The 17237-nt window shown below is 70.2% G+C and carries 14 protein-coding genes and 1 riboswitch; of the genes, 2 read left to right on the top strand and 12 right to left on the bottom strand.

The window, feature by feature from the left end; translation table 11 throughout:
- The 4 genes from QSK26_RS26645 to QSK26_RS26630 all read right to left on the bottom strand — a co-directional run.
- A partial coding sequence (locus QSK26_RS26645) for a Clp protease N-terminal domain-containing protein (protein ID WP_285777986.1) occupies window positions 1-643 on the bottom strand: 643 nt, incomplete at its 3' end.
- Window positions 644-977: 334 nt separating this feature from the next.
- Window positions 978-1313, bottom strand: coding sequence for a histone-like nucleoid-structuring protein Lsr2 (locus QSK26_RS26640; protein WP_285777985.1), 336 nt, complete (start codon window positions 1311-1313; stop codon window positions 978-980).
- Window positions 1314-2569: 1256 nt separating this feature from the next.
- Window positions 2570-4027, bottom strand: coding sequence for an RDD family protein (locus tag QSK26_RS26635; RefSeq protein ID WP_285777984.1), 1458 nt, complete (start codon window positions 4025-4027; stop codon window positions 2570-2572).
- 88 nt (window positions 4028-4115) lie between these two features.
- Entirely contained in the window at window positions 4116-4691 is a 576-nt protein-coding gene (locus QSK26_RS26630; RefSeq protein WP_285777983.1) for an amino-acid N-acetyltransferase, read from the bottom strand.
- Between the two features lie 308 nt (window positions 4692-4999).
- A riboswitch (cyclic di-AMP (ydaO/yuaA leader) is annotated at window positions 5000-5140 on the top strand.
- 5 nt (window positions 5141-5145) lie between these two features.
- On the opposite strand from QSK26_RS26630, the gene QSK26_RS26625 reads away from it, so the two are divergent.
- Window positions 5146-6270 (top strand): C40 family peptidase, encoded by a 1125-nt coding sequence (locus QSK26_RS26625; protein WP_285777982.1) that lies wholly within the window; start codon window positions 5146-5148, stop codon window positions 6268-6270.
- 38 nt (window positions 6271-6308) lie between these two features.
- Here the strand turns inward: QSK26_RS26625 and QSK26_RS26620 are convergent, their stop codons facing one another.
- From QSK26_RS26620 to QSK26_RS26600, 5 genes are all read right to left on the bottom strand, one after another.
- Window positions 6309-6500: a helix-turn-helix domain-containing protein gene (locus QSK26_RS26620; protein ID WP_352244392.1), complete on the bottom strand. Its 192-nt coding sequence runs from the start codon at window positions 6498-6500 to the stop codon at window positions 6309-6311.
- A 783-nt stretch (window positions 6501-7283) separates the two neighbouring features.
- Window positions 7284-8786, bottom strand: coding sequence for a bifunctional lysylphosphatidylglycerol synthetase/lysine--tRNA ligase LysX (lysX, locus tag QSK26_RS26615; RefSeq protein WP_285777980.1), 1503 nt, complete (start codon window positions 8784-8786; stop codon window positions 7284-7286).
- Between the two features lie 51 nt (window positions 8787-8837).
- On the bottom strand, window positions 8838-9620 hold the full coding sequence (locus tag QSK26_RS26610) for a type III pantothenate kinase (protein ID WP_285777979.1): 783 nt from the start codon (window positions 9618-9620) through the stop codon (window positions 8838-8840).
- Window positions 9620-12136 (bottom strand): L-aspartate oxidase, encoded by a 2517-nt coding sequence (locus QSK26_RS26605; protein WP_285777999.1) that lies wholly within the window; start codon window positions 12134-12136, stop codon window positions 9620-9622. The genes QSK26_RS26610 and QSK26_RS26605 overlap by 1 nt, the downstream gene beginning before the upstream one ends.
- Before the next feature lie 158 nt (window positions 12137-12294).
- On the bottom strand, window positions 12295-13068 hold the full coding sequence (locus tag QSK26_RS26600) for a phytanoyl-CoA dioxygenase family protein (protein WP_285777978.1): 774 nt from the start codon (window positions 13066-13068) through the stop codon (window positions 12295-12297).
- A gap of 432 nt (window positions 13069-13500) precedes the next feature.
- Here QSK26_RS26600 and QSK26_RS26595 point away from each other — a divergent pair, with 432 nt between their 5' ends.
- Window positions 13501-14919: an MFS transporter gene (locus QSK26_RS26595; protein WP_285777977.1), complete on the top strand. Its 1419-nt coding sequence runs from the start codon at window positions 13501-13503 to the stop codon at window positions 14917-14919.
- On the opposite strand, the gene panC is transcribed toward QSK26_RS26595, so the two are convergent.
- The 3 genes from panC to QSK26_RS26580 form a co-directional block, all read right to left on the bottom strand.
- Window positions 14893-15765: a pantoate--beta-alanine ligase gene (panC, locus tag QSK26_RS26590; RefSeq protein ID WP_285777976.1), complete on the bottom strand. Its 873-nt coding sequence runs from the start codon at window positions 15763-15765 to the stop codon at window positions 14893-14895. The genes QSK26_RS26595 and panC overlap by 27 nt on opposite strands.
- On the bottom strand, window positions 15756-16646 hold the full coding sequence (locus QSK26_RS26585) for a Rossmann-like and DUF2520 domain-containing protein (RefSeq protein ID WP_285777975.1): 891 nt from the start codon (window positions 16644-16646) through the stop codon (window positions 15756-15758). The genes panC and QSK26_RS26585 overlap by 10 nt, the downstream gene beginning before the upstream one ends.
- Before the next feature lie 328 nt (window positions 16647-16974).
- Window positions 16975-17220, bottom strand: coding sequence for a hypothetical protein (locus tag QSK26_RS26580; RefSeq protein WP_285777974.1), 246 nt, complete (start codon window positions 17218-17220; stop codon window positions 16975-16977).
- Between the last annotated feature and the right edge of the window lie 17 nt (window positions 17221-17237).

The raw sequence follows: 17237 nt of genomic DNA, 5'->3' as shown, positions 1-17237 counted from the left end.
CGGGCTCACCCACCAGCACCGGGTTGTTCTTGGTCCTGCGGGACAGGACCTGCATCACCCGCTCGATCTCCTTCTCACGCCCGATCACCGGATCGAGCTTGCCCTCACGAGCCGCCTGGGTGAGATTGCGACCGAACTGGTCCAGCACAAGAGACGTCGACGGCGCGGCCTCCTGCGGCCCGCCCGCCGCCGCCGGCTCCTTGCCCTGGTAACCGTGCAGCAACTGGATGACCTGCTGCCGCACCCGGTTCAGATCGGCACCCAGCTTCACCAGAACCTGGGCCGCCACACCCTCGCCCTCACGGATGAGACCAAGAAGGATGTGCTCGGTCCCGATGTAGTTGTGACCCAGCTGCAAAGCCTCACGGAGCGACAGCTCAAGGACCTTCTTGGCCCGCGGGGTGAACGGAATGTGCCCCGACGGCGCCGACTGCCCCTGGCCGATGATCTCCTCGACCTGCTGGCGCACACCCTCAAGGCTGATCCCCAGGCTCTCCAGAGCCTTGGCGGCAACGCCTTCACCCTCATGGATCAAGCCAAGAAGAATGTGCTCCGTGCCGATGTAGTTGTGGTTGAGCATCCGGGCCTCTTCTTGGGCCAGGACGACAACCCGCCTCGCGCGGTCGGTGAACCTCTCGAACATCTCGTCGCTCCTCACAGAGCGGTCAGGCGGGCCCGGGATATCCGGCCCGTCATTCCGCATGGTAGCCCTGGCTCGGCGGAACCTTGCCCTCTCCCGAAGAGGTGCTCTTCTGGGAAGACGTTCCCCGAGAGCAGGGCGTTCACGCTCTATCCAACTACCGTTCGGGGCTGAGGTGTTCCCGATACGCCCGAAGCGAACGGCTGTTTACTCGGGCAAACGCGATCATGCGCTTATGGCGGCCGCCGGGGTCCTAGGCGACCGTCATAAGCGCACGCTCCGACAAAAGATCGGGCTGAGCAGCCGTCGGCGGCACCCCGCCTCGGGCAGCCGATCTTTAGTGAGCCGCCTCGTACTGCTCGACCACCGAAGAAGCGATCCGACCACGCTCGCTGACCGGAAGACCGTGGGCCTTGGCCCAGGAACGGATCTCCGAGCTCTTCTCCCGAGTCATGGCGCGCGTGCCGCCACGGCCACCACGCCTGCGCGCGGCCACCGCGGTGGACCGGCGGGCGCTCTGGACGAAAGGCGACAGCGCGTCCCGCAGCTTCTTGGCGTTCACGTCACTCAGGTCAATCTCATAGGACGTGCCGTCAATGGCGAAGGCGACGGTCTCATTGGCCTCGCCGCCATCGAGGTCGTCGATGAGAATCTCCTGGATCTGCTTGGCCATCTAGCATTCCTTTCGCGAGGGCATTGTTTCATTCGCTGCCAAACATATACCCCACAGAACCGCGACACAATTCGGCTCGGTGCCGGGGTTTCCCGGAGACCCCGGACGTGAGAGGATCAGTTAGGCTTCCCGACCTCATCGTGCCGGTTTGGACGCCTTCCGGCAGCTTCGGAACGGACCAGCTTCAGGACGCCGAAGATGAACACCCCGCCCACGACGGCCGGGGGTATCAACGCGGACAATACATCGAACATTCGCCCTCGCTACGGGGTCGGCGGTGTTTCCAGGAGCGCACGGTATTCACAAGCGAGATCGGACACCGCGGCGGGCCCGGCAGGGGCGTCCGAGCGGACGCCCATCCACGACGATAGCGCCAGGAGGGCCACGGTGTGCCGGAGGGGAGCCATCTGCTCCCTCCTAGTGCCCGACAGCTTAATGGCTGTCTCTCCAGCCCGCTTACCGGATGCCGTCTGTAAATCTGCTGTGAAAAGACCGCGCCGGCCCCGGCGAGTCGATCATCATGTACGGAAACGCCGGTGAGCACGGGCTCCCCGGCGCCGCCGTTACCGCAGGCTCGCCGCACAAGCCCTGCTGAGAGGGCATGTCGATCATCATCAAGAGCCCGATCCCGATGACGAAGACGCTCCCGAACTGATTGACCCGGGCAATCCCTCCGGGTGCCAAGAGTCCCGGCATGACGACGCCGCGTTTCACCATGGCCGTCCTATGCCCCGTCCTATGGCCGCCGTTGTCAGGACGCGGCCGGGTTCGGACACCGCCCGGATCCGCAACACCGCTTGCCCGGGGTCCGCCCGAAGTGGGAATGTAAGAGGACCCTCATAGGCGGCAAAGACGCCTCCGGTGATCAGCCGGGTGAACGCGCCGGCCACCTTGCCCGCCCCCGATCGTCGCAGTACCCCCTCGCCGGGACCCAAGACCCGCCAGAACACGGTGAAGAGAAAGTAATAGCGCGGACGCGGCGGCATGCCCGCGATCGTCCTCTCCCGCCATTCGGCCGCCCCGGGGAGGACGCGCAGGCGTGCGCCCGAGACCCCATGCACACCGGAGGGCACCTCCGCCCCGGCCATAAGGGCCCCCTCGGCGACGCCGTGAATGCGGATGCGCTTCCTAACCGGTTCCGGCGGGTTACCGAGCGGTACCCGCCGGTTTCTTCCCCTTTTCCGGGGAAGCGGGCGCGTCCTGCGGGCACGAAAAGGGGGCCGCCGGTCGCCCGGCGGCCCCCGATTTCAGTCCGGCTACTTGGTCTTGACCACGACCGTTCCGCCGAGCTTGTCGTGCAGGGCCTGCTGGAGCGGCTTGTCCCAGAATTGCCACAGACCGTTCAGCAGGTACACGATCCCGAAGAGCAGCTGCCCGGCGATCGGGATGATGGTCAGGAGGTAGGGACCCCACGTGACGCCCGCGCGCCGCATGGCGACCCCGGACTCCAGCCCGGCCGGCACCAGCGCGCCGCCGACCCGGACCACCCGGATGCCCATGACCATCTTGCCGACGGTCTGCCCGTTCGACTTCAACAGGAAGAACTCGTAGGTGAAGGCGATGGCCGCGCTGATCACCGCGACCAGGATCGTCGCCAGCCAGAAACCGCCGCCCGCGCTGGCCGTTCCGGTGGCGAGGTCGTAGCTCGGCTGGGTGACGACGGCGATGTTGATCACCACGGAGATGATCCCCGTCACGATGCCCACGAGGACGCCGTCGATGATGCGCGCCACCAGCCGCTGCCACCACTCCGCCAGCGGAGCCGGGGCCCCGGGCGGCTGCGCGCCCGCCGGCGCGCCGTAGGACTGCCCGTAGGGCTGGCCGTACTGCTGCTGGCCGTAGGGGGCGGCCTGCTGGTAGCCCTGCTGCCCGTAGCCCTGGCCGTAGCCCTGCTGCTGGCCGTACCCCTGGGCCTGCTCGTAACCGGGCTGCTGGCCGTAGCCCTGCTGGGCGTACCCCTGCTGGGCCTGCTCCTGGCCGTAGCCCTGCTGTCCATAGGACTGCTGGCCGTAACCCTGCTGCCCGTACCCCTGCTGAGCCTGGTCCTGCCCGTAGCCCTGCTGCTGACCGTAACCCTGCTGGCCGTACTGCTGGCCGTAGCCGGGCTGCTGAGCCTGCTCCTGGCCGTAGCCGGGCTGCTGAGCCTGCTCCTGGCCGTAGCCGGGCTGCTGAGCCTGCTCCTGGCCGTAGCCGGGTTGCTGGGCCTGCTCCTGGCCATAGCTTGGCTGCTGGGCCTGCTCCTGGCCGTAACCCTGCTGGGCCTGGTCGCCGTAGCCGGGCTGCTGGCCGTACTGCTGACCGTAGCCCTGCTGGCCGTAACCCTGCTGCTGGCCATATCCCTGCTGGCCGTAACCCTGCTGGGCCTGGTCGCCGTAGCCGGGCTGCTGGCCGTACTGCTGACCGTAGCCCTGCTGACCGTAACCCTGCTGCTGACCGTAGCCGGGCTGCTGGCCGTACTGCTGCTGGCCGTAACCCTGCTGCTGCCCGTACGGCTGCTGCTGGCCGTAGCCCTGCTGACCGTAACCCTGCTGGGCCTGGTTGTACGGCTGGGCCTGGCCGGGACCGGTGTCGGCCCGATATCCCACGATCGTCATGTCCGGATCAGGCTGGGCCTGCCCGGGGTCCTGCTGTCCGTATTCAGGGGAACCCGAAGACCGCGCCGCGGGATTGCGCTCGGGGTCGTCCTGTGGATACGGCGGCTGTCCGGTGCTCACCGTCTCACCTCGCTTCGACTGCGCATGCGGCGTAGGTCAGGCTCACATGCTTGGCTGCAGCACAACGTATCGATATAGGTATCAACAGTCACCTTTCGCCGCCGTCAGCCTTCTGGTCGGCATCAAGGTGCAACAGCATCCGGGTGTTGCCCAGTGTGTTCGGCTTCACGTGTTCAAGATCGAGGAACTCCGCCACGCCCTCGTCGTAGGAGGCCAGCAGCTCGGCGTAGACCTCGGGCGCGACCGGCGTGCCGTCGATCTCCTCGAACCCGTGCCTGCCGAAGAACTCCACCTCGAAGGTGAGGCAGAAGACCCTGCGCAGCCCGAGTTCACGGGCCGTGCGGATGAGCATGTCCACGATCCGGTGCCCGATCCCCCGGCCCCGGCACTCCCGGTCCACGGCGACGGTGCGGATCTCGGCGAGATCCTCCCACAGCACGTGCAGTGCGCCGCACCCTACGACGACACCGTCGTGCTCGGCGACCCAGAATTCCTGGACGTCCTCATAGAGCGTGACGGTGGCCTTCTCCAGCAGGCGCGGCCCGGCGCCGGAATAGGTGTCGACGAGATACCTGATCCTCCGCACGTCCGGCGTCCTGGCCCGGCGCACGGTGATCCCGTCCGGGCGCACGCCCGTCCCAGCTCGCTCCGGTGCCTGCTTCATGAACGTTCAGGGTACGTGGTCGCCCTCTCCCCAATTCCGGCCCGCCCGTAATTTGAGAGTTTTGCTGCACAGTAACGGTGTGCGACGATCTGCTCACGATACGGATAAGACCGTTTTTTCATGACTTGTACAGTTTCGCGACCACTGGACTACCAGGCCAGATGCACATACAACCAGCGTAACGCCCTGTCGATCACGAATCAGGTAGATCACCATATGATCTCCCATTTGTGAGTCCCCTACAGAGTTGAGCGTTCTGGTTGAGCACCTTCGTCAGGTGCACTAATGTCCAGGCTCGATGTCGGCCTGCCGGCCGAACGCCGAATCCCCACGTCAGGGGAGCCGGGGACCCACAGCCAGACCTGGGGTGAATCCGCGCCGTCGGACGCGGTAGGGCTGCTCCGGCCCGAACCCGTCAGCTAACCCGGTAGGCGTCGAGGAGAGGAGCTGGTCTGTGCAGCGCACGCGCATCCGTGGCACCCGGCATGCGGGCAGGCACGCGGGGGCGGGCTCGCCACGGCACTCCCGGGGAAACGGCCGGGGCAACGGCCGGGGAGACGCCTCGGGACACGGTCGGGGACACGGTCGGGGACACGGTCGGGGACACGGCCTCCTGCGCCGGGCCGCGGTCGTCGCGCTGACGCTGGGCCTGATGGCCTTCGGCATGCCGCTCACCCCGGCCGGCGCCGACCCCGAGCCCACCCTCAAGGAGCTGACCACCCAGGTCGAGAAGCTGCACGAGGAGATCGAGACCCTCACCGAGCAGTACAACGGCGAGCGGGTCAGGCTCACCCAGGCCGAGCGCGCCGCCGAGATCGCCCAGAAGAACCTCTCCGCCAGCGAGAAGGACCTGGAGACCCGCCGGCACAAGGCCAGCCTCCTGGCCGCTAACGCCTACATGTCCGGCGGCCTGGCCTCCGCGTTCGCCTTCACCGGCGCCGGCGACCCGGAGGCGTACCTGGACCGCGCGGCCACCACCATGGCCGTCCAGGAGCAGCAGGGCGAGGAGGTCGCCCAGGTGACCAAGGCCATCGAGGCGGCCGAGCGGGCCAAGGAGAGCGCCAAGGCGCGCGCCGACGAGGTCACGAAGCTCGTCTCCGGCATCGACGCCAAGCGCGGCAAGATCCGCGGCCTGGTGAAGCGGGCCGAGAGCGACCTGTTCCGCAAGGCGCTGGCGAGCACCAGCGGGGGCGCCCGGACGAAGGTGGACCTGCCGATCATCGGCGACGGCAAGGCCGCCGCCGCCGCGCGCTGGGCGCTCACCCAGCAGCTCAAGCCGTACGTGTGGGGCGCGGAGGGGCCGAATTCCTTCGACTGCTCCGGCCTGGTCATGTGGGCCTACCAGAAGGTCGGCATCAGCCTGCCGCACTACACCGGCAGCCAGTGGACGGCGGGCACCCACATCTCGCGCGAGGACATGCGCCCGGGAGACCTGGTCTTCTTCTACAACGACCTGCACCACGTGGGCATCTATGTCGGCGGCGGCATGATGATCCACGCGCCGCAGACGGGCGATGTCGTGCACATCGCGCCGATCGGCAACCGCCCCTTCGCCGGGGCCGTGCGCATCGCCGACTGAGCCCGGCCGCGAGCCGGGCCCGGCGGGTCGTGGGCGCCTCAGATCAGGCGGCGGCGCGCCGCCCAGGCGACCGCCTCGATGGCGGTCGCCACTCCGATCCGGTCGCAGATGCCGCGCAGCCTGCGCCGGACCGTGCGCCCGCTGACCTCCAGCCTGCGGCCCACGCGGTCCACGGTCACGCCCTTGGCCAGCTCCGCGAGCAGAACGAGGTCGTCCTCGCTCAATCCCACTCCATCGCCGTCTGGCAGGCCGTCCTCACGAAGGGAATCCACCCTGGGAAATGCCACCGGTGCCCCCTCTTCACCCAACATGTACTCAACGATGCCGATGAGACTGAACACATACGTGGTCGCTCGTCTGGAACGGTAAACGGGATTGAGAAAGGTCGTCAAGCAGAACTTCTACCCATACAGGTGGATCATCATTGACGCACCCATGCGTATGTGAACTCGTCACCATATGTCGGTGTGTTTACTGACGAGCCGGGCGACCGCAATGCCCGCCCGAGCAGGCGCTCACCGCCGCCGTGGCCTGGCTCCCGCCCTGCGGAGGCCCACCGGGGCAGCCCACCGGGGCGGCCCGCCGCGCGGCCCCCCACCCGCACTCCGGGCACCCGCTATGCACATTTTTCCGCAAAAGGCCACCCGCCAGGGGTATTTTCCTGGCCGAGCACTTCCGGCTCTCTCCACGACATCCGGCAATTCGCCACACATTGCACTGACGCCGCGGCCTCGCGCCGCACAATTGCCGCCTATCCGGGCTGTCCGGTACCGGATTCGGCCCCTGTCCGTGATCCGTCCCGCCGAATGCCGACAGGCCGCGCGCACCGCGGTGAAATCGTCACTGACAGAACAAGCATCTGGTCAAATTCGGTCCCCGTGCCCGCGGGGGCATCCGGCTGGAGGCGGCCATGGCGCCGACCGCGGCGTCGGCGACGGCGCCGGATCTGACGCTTGCCGATCCGGCGCCGCCGTACGAGGAAACCTGGTGGGACCCGCTGACCGTGCGAGGGGTCAGGACGTCGGCTTGACCAGCGGGAAGAGCACGGTCTCCCGGATGTTCTTGCCGGTGAACGCCATGATCATCCGGTCGATGCCGGCGCCCATGCCACCGGTCGGCGGCATCGCGTACTCCAGAGCGGTGAGGAAGTCCTCGTCGAGCTGCATGGCTTCGAGGTCACCGCCGGCGGCGAGCAGGGACTGCTCGGTGAGCCTGCGGCGCTGCTCCAGCGGGTCGACCAGCTCGGAGTAGGCCGTGCCCAGCTCGGTGCCGAAGCCGATGAGGTCCCACTTCTCGGTGAGCAGCGGGTTCTCCCGGTGCTGACGGGTCAGCGGCGAGGTCTCCAGCGGGTAGTCCATCACGAAGGTGGGCTGCAGGAGCGTGTGCTCGACCAGCTCCTCGAAGATCTCCTGGACGAGCTTGCCCTGGCCCCACTTCGCCTCCCAGTGGATCTCCCGCTGGTCGGCGTACTTGCGCACCCGGTCGAGCGGGGTGTCCGTGGTGACCTCCTCGCCCAGCGCCTCGGAGACCGAGCCGTAGAGCGTGATCCGCGGCCACGACGCGCCGCCGAGGTCGATCTCCTCACCCTTGTGCACCACCACGGTGGTACCGAGGGCGGCCGTCACGGCGTGCTGGTACATCCGCTGGGTGAGGTCGGCCATGTCGTTGTAGTCGAGGTAGGTGCCGTACGCCTCGATCATGGTGAACTCCGGGTTGTGGGTCGCGTCGGCGCCCTCGTTCCGGAAGTTACGGTTGATCTCGAAGACCTTCTCGATCCCGCCCACCACGAGCCGCTTGAGATAGAGCTCGATCGCGATGCGCAGATAGAGCTCCATGTCGTAGGCGTTGATATGGGTCTTGAACGGCCGCGCCGCCGCCCCGCCGTGGATCGGCTGGAGCATCGGCGTCTCGACCTCCAGATAGCCCTCGCCGTGCCAGAAGTCGCGCACCGCGCGCACGGTGTCGCTGCGCACCCTGGCCATCCGCCGCGCCTCGTCGTTGACGATGAGGTCGACGTAACGCTGGCGGACCCGCGCCTCGGGGTCGCTCAGCCCGGCGTGCTTCTCTGGCAGCGGGCGCAGGCACTTGGAGGTGATCTGCCAGCTCTCGGCCAGGATGGACAGCTCGCCGCGCCGGGAGGTGATCACCTCGCCCTCGATGCCGACGTGGTCGCCGAGGTCGACGTCGCGCTTCCAGCGGGCGAGCGAATCCTCGCCCACCTTGTCCAGCGAGATCATGACCTGGATGTCGCCCGAACCGTCGCGGATGGTGGCGAAGCACAGCTTGCCGCCCACCCGGGAGAGCATGACCCGTCCCGCGACGCCCACTTTCTCACCCGTCGCGGTGTCCGCGGGGAGGCCCTGGTGTTTGTCCCTGACCTCGGCGACGGTCGCGGTGCGGGGAAAGGTCACCGGGTAGGGGTCGACGCCTTCGCTGCGAAGGCGGTCGAGCTTTTCCCGGCGCACACGCATCTGCTCCGGGACATCCTCGGCTGGGGTCGTCACATCATCGGTCACACGGAAAAGGTTACCGAGGTCTTCAACCCCGTTTCGTACGGCAGGCGCACCTCATGTGGTGTTGCGCTGGTAGATCAGCCGTAGCCCGATCAGGGTGAGCCAGGGCTCGTGCACGTCCACCGACCTGGCCTCGGCCGCGATCAGCGGGGCGTGTCCCCCGGTCGCGACCACGGTGACGTCGTCGGGGTTCTCGGCCAGCTCGGCGGCCATCCGCTCGACGATGCCGTCCACCTGGCCGGCGAAGCCGTAGATGATGCCCGACTGGAGCGCCTCGACGGTGTTCTTGGCGATGACGGCGCGCGGGCGCATCAGCTCCACCTTGTGCAGCTGGGCGCCCGCCGCGGCCAGCGCGTCCACCGAGATCTCGATCCCGGGGGCGGTCACGGACCCGACGTACTCCCCCTTGGCGGAGACCGCGTCGAAGGAGATGGCGGTGCCGAAGTCGACGATCACGCACGGCCCGCCGTACAGGTTGATGGCGGCCAGCGCGTTCACGATGCGGTCGCTGCCGACCTCCTTGGGGTTGTCCATCCGGACCGGGACGCCGGTGCGCACGCCGGGCTCGACCACGACCGCGGGCACGTCGCCGTAGTAGCGGCGGCACATCTCGCGCATCTCGTTGAGCACCGACGGCACCGTGGAGCAGATGGCGATGCCGTTGACGTCGGCGTTCTTCAGCAACGGCGACTGGGCGAGCAGTCCTTGCAGGACGACGGCGATCTCGTCGGCTGTACGGCGGGCGTCGGTGGCGATCCGCCAGTGCTCGATCACCTCTTCGCCCTCGAACAGGCCGAGGACGGTATGGGTGTTGCCGACGTCGATCGTGAGCAGCATCAAGACCCCCGCAGATCCAATGCGATGTCGAGCGCGGGCGCGGAATGCGTGAGCGCGCCCACCGCAAGGTAATCGACGCCGGTTTCGGCGACGTCACGAGCTGATTCCAGCGTCAGGCCCCCGCTGGCCTCCAGCCGGGCCCTCCCGGCGACCAGCCGGACCGCCCGCGCCGTCTCCTCGACGGTGAAGTTGTCCAGCAGGATCTCATCGGCGCCCTCGGCGAGCACCGGCTCGATCTGGTCGATGCGATCCACCTCCACCTCGATGGGCAGTCCGGGATTGGCCCGCCGTACCGCCTGGAAGGCCGCGGCGACACCGCCTGCCGCCACCACGTGATTGTCCTTGATCAGCGCCGCGTCGGACAGGGACATGCGGTGGTTGACGCCGCCTCCGCACCGTACAGCGTACTTCTCCAGGGCGCGCAGGCCAGGGAGCGTCTTGCGGCTGTCCCTGACCCGGGCCCGGGTGCCCTCCAGGGCGCTGACCCAGCGGGCGGTCGCGGTGGCGATGCCGGACAGGTGGGTGAGCAGGTTGAGCGCGGTGCGCTCGGCGGTCAGCAGGTCGCGGGCCGGGCCGGTGACGCTCATCAGGACGTCGCCCCGGCGCACCCGGTCGCCGTCCTCGGTACGGCGCTCGGCGGTCAGCCTGCCCTGCGAGGCGTGCGCGAACAGGCCCTCGGCCACCGCGAGCCCGGCCACCACGCCGTCGGCACGGGCCACCACGTCGGCGGTCGCTAGAAGTCCCTCGGGGATGGTGGCGGCGCTGGTCACGTCGCCGGCCTCCCACACGTCCTCGGCCAGCGCCCGCTCGTAGACGGCCACCACGCCCGCCGGGTCGAGCCCGGCCTCGATCAGTTCCTTCTCCACCCTGGTGGGCAGCGGCGCGGGCTCGGGGCTCGTGTGCGGGCGGTAGGTCATGATCAGTCCCTCCTGGGAGAGTTCGGTGTCCAGGTGGGCGAGCCACCAGGCGTCGTCGGCCTGCGGGTGGTCCTCGCGCCAGTGCGCGCCCCGGGTCTCCTCCCGCCGCAGCGCGGCGGAGACCAGCACCGACGCGACGGTCAGCAGGTTGGTGGCCTCCCACGACTCGGTGCGCGGCTCGACCGTCACCGGGGTCCACCGCGCGTCCAGCAGCGCGCGGCCGACCTCGCGCAGGCTCTCGCCGCTGCGCAGCACCCCGGCGCCCCTGCTCATGTGCCCCTGGATCCTGGCCCGCGCCCGGGGATCGACGAGCCCGCCCGGCCTGCCGTCGGCCACCGGCTCACCCGGCTCACGGCGGTGCGCGAGAACGTGCGCGGCGATGCGCTCGGCGAAGACCAGTCCCTCCAGCAGCGAGTTGGAGGCCAGCCGGTTGGCCCCGTGCACGCCGGTGCAGGCCACCTCGCCGCACGCGTAGAGACCTTCGACGCTGGTAAGGCCGTGCAGGTCGGTCCGCACGCCACCACTCGCATAATGCGCCGCCGGGGCGACCGGGATCGGGTCCTTCGCCGGGTCGATCCCGTGTTCCCGGCAGACGGCGTAGATGGTGGGGAAACGGGTCCGCCAGGTGTCCGCGCCGAACCCGCGGCCGTCGAGGAAGACGTGGTCCGCGCCGGTCTCCCGGAGCCGCCGCATGATCGCCTTGGCGACCACGTCCCGCGGGGCGAGGTCGGCCAGTTCGTGCACGCCGGTCATGAACCGCTCGCCGTTCCCGTCGATCAGCACCGCGCCCTCGCCGCGTACCGCCTCGGAGATGAGCGGCTGCTGCCCGGTCGCCTCCGGTCCCAGCCAGAGCACCGTGGGATGGAACTGGACGAACTCCACGTCCCGCACGGTGGCCCCGGCGCGCAGCGCCAGCGCGACGCCGTCGCCGGTGGACACCAGCGGGTTGGTGGTGGAGGCGTAGATCTGTCCCATGCCGCCGGTGGCCAGCACGACCGCGTTCGCCCGTACGGCGCCGACGCCGTCGCGGGCGCCCTCGCCCATCACGTGCAGCGTGATCCCGCAGGCCCGTCCGGCGGCGTCCTTCAGCAGGTCGAGGACGAGCGCGTGCTCGATGACCTCGATCTCCGGCGCGCGGCGCACCGCCTCCACCAGCGCCCGCTGCACCTCCGCGCCGGTGGCGTCGCCGCCCGCGTGCACGATCCGGTTCCTGCGGTGCCCGCCCTCGCGGGTGAGCTGGAGCTCCCCGGCGGGGTCGCGGTCGAACCGGGCGCCGCGTTCCATCAGCCGCCGCAGCGCCCCCGGCCCCTCGGTCACCATCGCCTGCACGGCCGGCACGTCACACAGCCCGACGCCGGCGAGCAGCGTGTCACTGACGTGCTCGGCCGCCGAGTCGCCCGCGTCCAGCACGGCCGCGATCCCGCCCTGGGCCCACTGGGTGGACCCGGCCGACAGCACGTCCTTGGTCACCACGAGCACCCGGGCGTGCGGGGCCAGCTCGACATGGCGGAGCGCCACGGTCAGCCCGGCGACCCCGGACCCCACGACCACGACGTCGGCGGACACCGTCCATCCGGGAGGCGGCGCGGTCAGACGCATGGGGATGGCTGGGGCGCTCACGTGGCCACCTTCCCGCCCGGCCGGGTCGCCGGACTGGTATCGCCTTATTTCGTCAACATGACGATAAATGGTGGCCAGTGGGGTTTCATTCCCGGGGGGTGGGTTTGCGGCGTGCCGTACGGTCCAGGCCGCACGGGCTACGCCGTACGGCCGAGGCCCCGGCGGGCGGCGGCCTCCAGGGGCGAGTAGGCGCCGTCGGCGCGGTCCACCCGCAGCGGCTCCTTCAGCAGCACCGGCCCCTGGGACATGAACCGCGGCTTCGTCCCCCGATGGGCGTCGGCCGCGTGCACCAGGAACGGGTGGCACAGGAACGCGTCCCCCGCCTCCCCCGACACCGTGGCCGGCGGACGGCCCTCGGTCGCCTCCACCAGGGCCGGATACAGCTCGTGGAAGTCCGGCCCCGCCTCGCCGTACGGCTCCAGCATCTTGGCGGCGTCGAGATGCGACCCGACCCTGATCCGGGTCGGCGCGTCATCCGGGCCCACGTCGGAGAACAGCATGAGCAGCAGCATGGTGTGCGCGTGCAGCCCGTATCCCCACGATCCGTCCGGGCGGGGAAGGCAGGCGTCGATGTGCCAGCCGGTGTCGTCGGCGGGCGGCAGCCCGGGGAAGCGCACCGGCACGTTGCCGATCGTGCCCCGGGGCAGCCAGCGCCCCGGCCCGGCGAGCTGGTCGAAGGCCGCGTGCAGCCGGGGCGACATCACGGCCTGCCGGAACGGCCCCGCCCCGTCCTCGTCGGTCGCCCACTCCACCGGCCGGGTCCACCCCGCCGGCTCGTCCGGACTCAACCCGATCTTCGCCCACAGCCTGCCGCGCGCCTCGTCCGCGACCTCTCTCGGAAAAGCCCCGCGTAACGGCAGGAACCCCTCCACCACGAACCGCTCAAGCTCGTCATCACCGAACACCCGCACAGGACCTCCCTCTCCAGCCGCAAAACCTACCCACCCCCATCCACCCGGACCACCGAATATCTCCCTCTCCACCGGGGCTCCCGGAGCAGGGGGGTGGGGACGGTGGTCCCACGCCAAGGACCAGGTCACGATCCCCAGGTCAGAGTGGGGACGGTGGTCCCGGGCCGGGGGCCAGGTCACGATCCCCAGGTCAGGGGTGGGGACGGTGGTCCCGGGCCGGGGGCCGGGTCCGGCGAGCTGTTGTGACAGCCGGGAAAAGGCTTGGCGCCGGGGTGTCGGGGCCGGATACGTTGTGATCGTGCCAGAGTCGGACAGAGTGTGCCGCCCTTAGCGGCGGCGTGAACCCCAGGACCACGCTTCGCCGCATCAGCGTCCCCCGCCGGTGCGGTCTTCTGTGCTGCCCGGCTCCGCGCTCGATCCACGGAGCTCTCTGTGCACCTCTTCGTCACCCGCGGCCGACGTCGCCCCGGGTTCCCCCACCCTGACCGGGCGGCGAACGCGCGCGTTCTCGGCGCCGTCCTGCTCTCGTCCCTGACCGTCCCTCTCACGATCACCGGCGCGGCGGTCGCCCTGCCCGGTGTCCAGCACGACCTGGCGGCGGACCTCGCCGCCGCCCAATGGGTGATCAACGGCTACAACGTGTGTTTCGCCGCCTTCCTCACCTTCGCCGGTTCGCTGGCCGACCGGCTCGGCCGCCGCCGGATGTTCGCCGCCGGGGTCATGTTGTTCTTCGCCGGCAGCGTCATGTGCGCGCTGGCGGGCGACATCGTGCTCCTGAACGTCGCGCGGGCGGTGGCCGGCGTCGGTGCGGCCGGCGCCACGGCGGCGGGGACCTCGATCCTCGCGGCGACCTTCCACGGCGCGGCGCGGACCCGCGCCTTCGGGCTGCTGGGGACGGTCCTCGGCGCCGGGCTCGCGTTCGGGCCGACCGTCTCGGGGCTGCTGGTGAGCGCGTCGAGCTGGCGGGCGGTGTTCGCGGTGCCCGCGGTGCTCGCCGGGGTGGTCCTGCCGCTGTGCGCCCTGTTGCCCCGGCTGCGCGGGGACGCGGGGCGGCGCGTCGACCGGGCGGGCGGGGCGCTGTTCACCGCGGCACTGGTGCTGCTGATCTTCGTGCTGGTCGAGGCGCCCGTCCTCGGACTCACCGCGCCCGCGGTGCTCGGCGCGCTGCTCGCCGCCCTGGCGTGCGGGGCCGGTTTCGTCGTCGTGGAACGCCGGGCCGCCGACCCGATGTTCGACCTCGGCCTGCTGGCGAACCGGCCGTTCCTCGCCTTCGCCCTGGCGGCGGGGACGATGATGGTCCTGATCGTGCCCCTGCTGGTCTACCTGCCGTCCTACCTGATCACGGTCATCGGCCTGGACGCCGGTCAGGCCGGCGCCTGGCTGCTCATGCTCACCGTCCCGTCCGTGGTGCTGCCCGCGCTGGGCACCATGATCGCCAGGCGGTCCCAGCTGCTGCTCGTCGCCGGGTCGGTGGCGCTCAGCGGGACGGGCGTCACGCTCCTGGTCACCGTCGGCGCCGGCAGTACGGCCTGGCAGCTCGGCCTGCCGCTGCTGCTCGTCGGGACGGGAGTGGGCCTGACCACCGGGGTCATCGACGGTCTGGCCGTCTCCACCGTCCGCCCCGAGCAGGCCGGGGCGACGGCGGGGCTGTTCAACACCGTCCGGCTCACCACGGAGACGGTCGCCCTCGCGGTGGTCGGCACCATGCTCGCCGTGATCAGCGGCGGCCACCTCGACGGCGCCGGCTTCACCAGGGCGCTGCACGCCGTCTGCCTCGCGCTCGGCGCGACCGCCGCCCTGGTCACCGGCGGGGTCGTCCTCCTGCTACGCGGGCAGCGCCGGACCCGGTGAGCCCAGGACGACCTCGACGTTGTCGATCAGCCTGGTAGTGCCCACCCTGGCCGCGACGGCGAGCAGCGCCTCGCCCTCGTGGTCGTCGCCCGCCTCGGCGAAGGTCGCCGGATCGACGAGCAGAAGGTAGTCGACGTCGAGCCCGGCGGCCTGGCCGAGCACCGCCAGGGCCGCGGCGCGCACCTCGCCCGCCGTACCGCCCGCGTGCGCGACCGCCTCGCCCGCGCGCAGGGCCCTGGACAGGGAAAGGGCGGTCGGCCTGTCCTGGGCGGTGAGGTAGCGGTTGCGGCTGGACAGGGCCAGGCCGTCGGGCTCGCGCACGGTGGGCGCGCCGACGATCTCGATCGGCAGGTTGAGGTCGGCGGCCATCCGGCGGATGAGGGCGAGCTGCTGGGCGTCCTTGCGGCCGAACACCGCGACATCCGGGCGGACCAGGTTGAAGAGCTTGAGCACGACCGTGAGCACGCCGCCGAAATGCCCCGGCCGGAACGCCCCCTCGGCCACCGTGCCCATCTCCCCCGGGTGCACGGAGACCTGGCGGCCGGGGAGGTACATGTCCTCGGCCGCCGGGGCGAAGACCACGCTCACGCCCTCCGTACGGCAGATCTCCACGTCCGTGTCGAACGTCCGGGGATAACGGGAGTAGTCCTCGCCGGGGCCGAACTGGAGCGGGTTGACGAAAATGCTGACCACCACGTGGTCGGCCTGCTCGGCGGCCAGCCGGATCAGGGACCTGTGCCCCTCGTGCAGCGCGCCCATGGTGGGCACCAGCGCGAGGGTGCCGCCTCCCAGCTCGGCACGGGCCGAGGCCAGCTCCGCGGAGTCAGCGGCGACGATCAGGTCCATATGTTGCCTCCCAGGGCGTCCAGCAGCCGTTCGGCGGCCTCGGGCTTGAGCAGTCCGGCGGCGAGCGCCCGGTCGGCCGTGAGCCGGGCCAGGGCGATGTAGGCGTCGGCCGCCTCCGGCGCGGTGAGGATGAGCGCGTCCACGTGCTTGCGCACCGTGCCCGCGTCGCCGCGCACGACCGGGCCGGTGAGCCCGGCGATGCCGAGCCGCAGCACGTTGTCCAGCGCCGCGCCGAGCAGCGGGCCGAGCATCCGGCCCGGATGCTCCACCCCGATCCGGCCCAGCAGCTCGGAGGACTCGGCGATGAGCGTGACCATGTGGTTCGCGGCGTTGGCCAGGGCCGCGTGGTAGAGCGCGCGGTCGGCCTCCTCGATCCACACCGGCTCGCCGCCCATCTCGATCACCAGCGCCTCGGCGACCGGCCGCAGCTGGTCGGGCGCGGTGACGCCGAACGAGCAGCCGGTGAGGCGGCGCAGGTCGTCCTCCCTGCCGGTGAAGGTCATCACCGGGTGCAGCGCGAGCGGCAGGGCGCCGCAGCGGGCCGCCGGTTCGAGCACGCTCAGGCCGTACGCGCCGCTGGTGTGCACGAGGAGCTTGCCGCGCAGGTTCACCCCGGTCGTGGCGAGCCCGGAGACCAGCCCCGGGAGCACGTCGTCGGGGACCGTGAGCAGGATGAGCTGGGCGTCGCAGACGACCTCCTCCGGGGACACCGGGGAGACCCCCAGCCGATCGACGGCGCGCCGGGACGAGGCGTCGGTCACCCCGCTGGCGGCGACCACCCTGTGCCCCGCGCCCGCCAACGCCGCACCCAACACCGACCCGACCCGGCCCGCGCCGAGCACCCCCACGGCCAGCCGTGCCGGACGATCACTAGCGTCCATGTCGCACCGTCCTGTCGACCACACGGGGACGCCGCAAGTCCGGTCGCCCCGCTTCGGTGCCAGGGTAACGGCAGCGCTTTCATGGCTCCGCGCGGCACGCTACCTCTGTCCATAAGACGTCTTCAGCGGTATGGCATGCTTTTGCCACAACTGTAGATTCGGACATAAGGGGCAAGGGCATACATAAAGTACATCCCCTGTCGGGGTGGCCCAACATTATTGAAATCGAAAGGGGAGGAGTCACATTTGCGACTCAGTTCCGAGTACGCACTCGCGGGCGCCGGATCCCCTTGGGGTCTCGGCGCCCGCTCCCTCGGCGAGGACGCCCTCAGCCCTGCTTGTTGTCCGAGACGACCGAGGCTCCCCGGTTACACGCCGTGATCGGATTGCCCGGACTGGCCGTGGCGTTGCCGCAGAGGCTGACCGGCACGGAGACCGGCTCGAAGACCTCGTCGGCGAACAGCACGATGTTGATCGCCCTGCCCGCGCCGTCACCGCCGTCGGCGTGAGCGGCCACGGCGGGCCAGCTCAGAAGGCCGGCGAAGGCCAGGACCAGGACCGATTTCTTGAGCAAGGCGGCTCCTTTCGCTC

It is taken from the genome of Microtetraspora sp. NBRC 13810 (assembly GCF_030268685.1).
GTDB lineage: Bacteria > Actinomycetota > Actinomycetes > Streptosporangiales > Streptosporangiaceae > BSRQ01.
The sequence above is the reverse complement of the archived record's forward strand: the minus strand, read 5'-3'. Positions and strand labels throughout refer to the sequence as shown.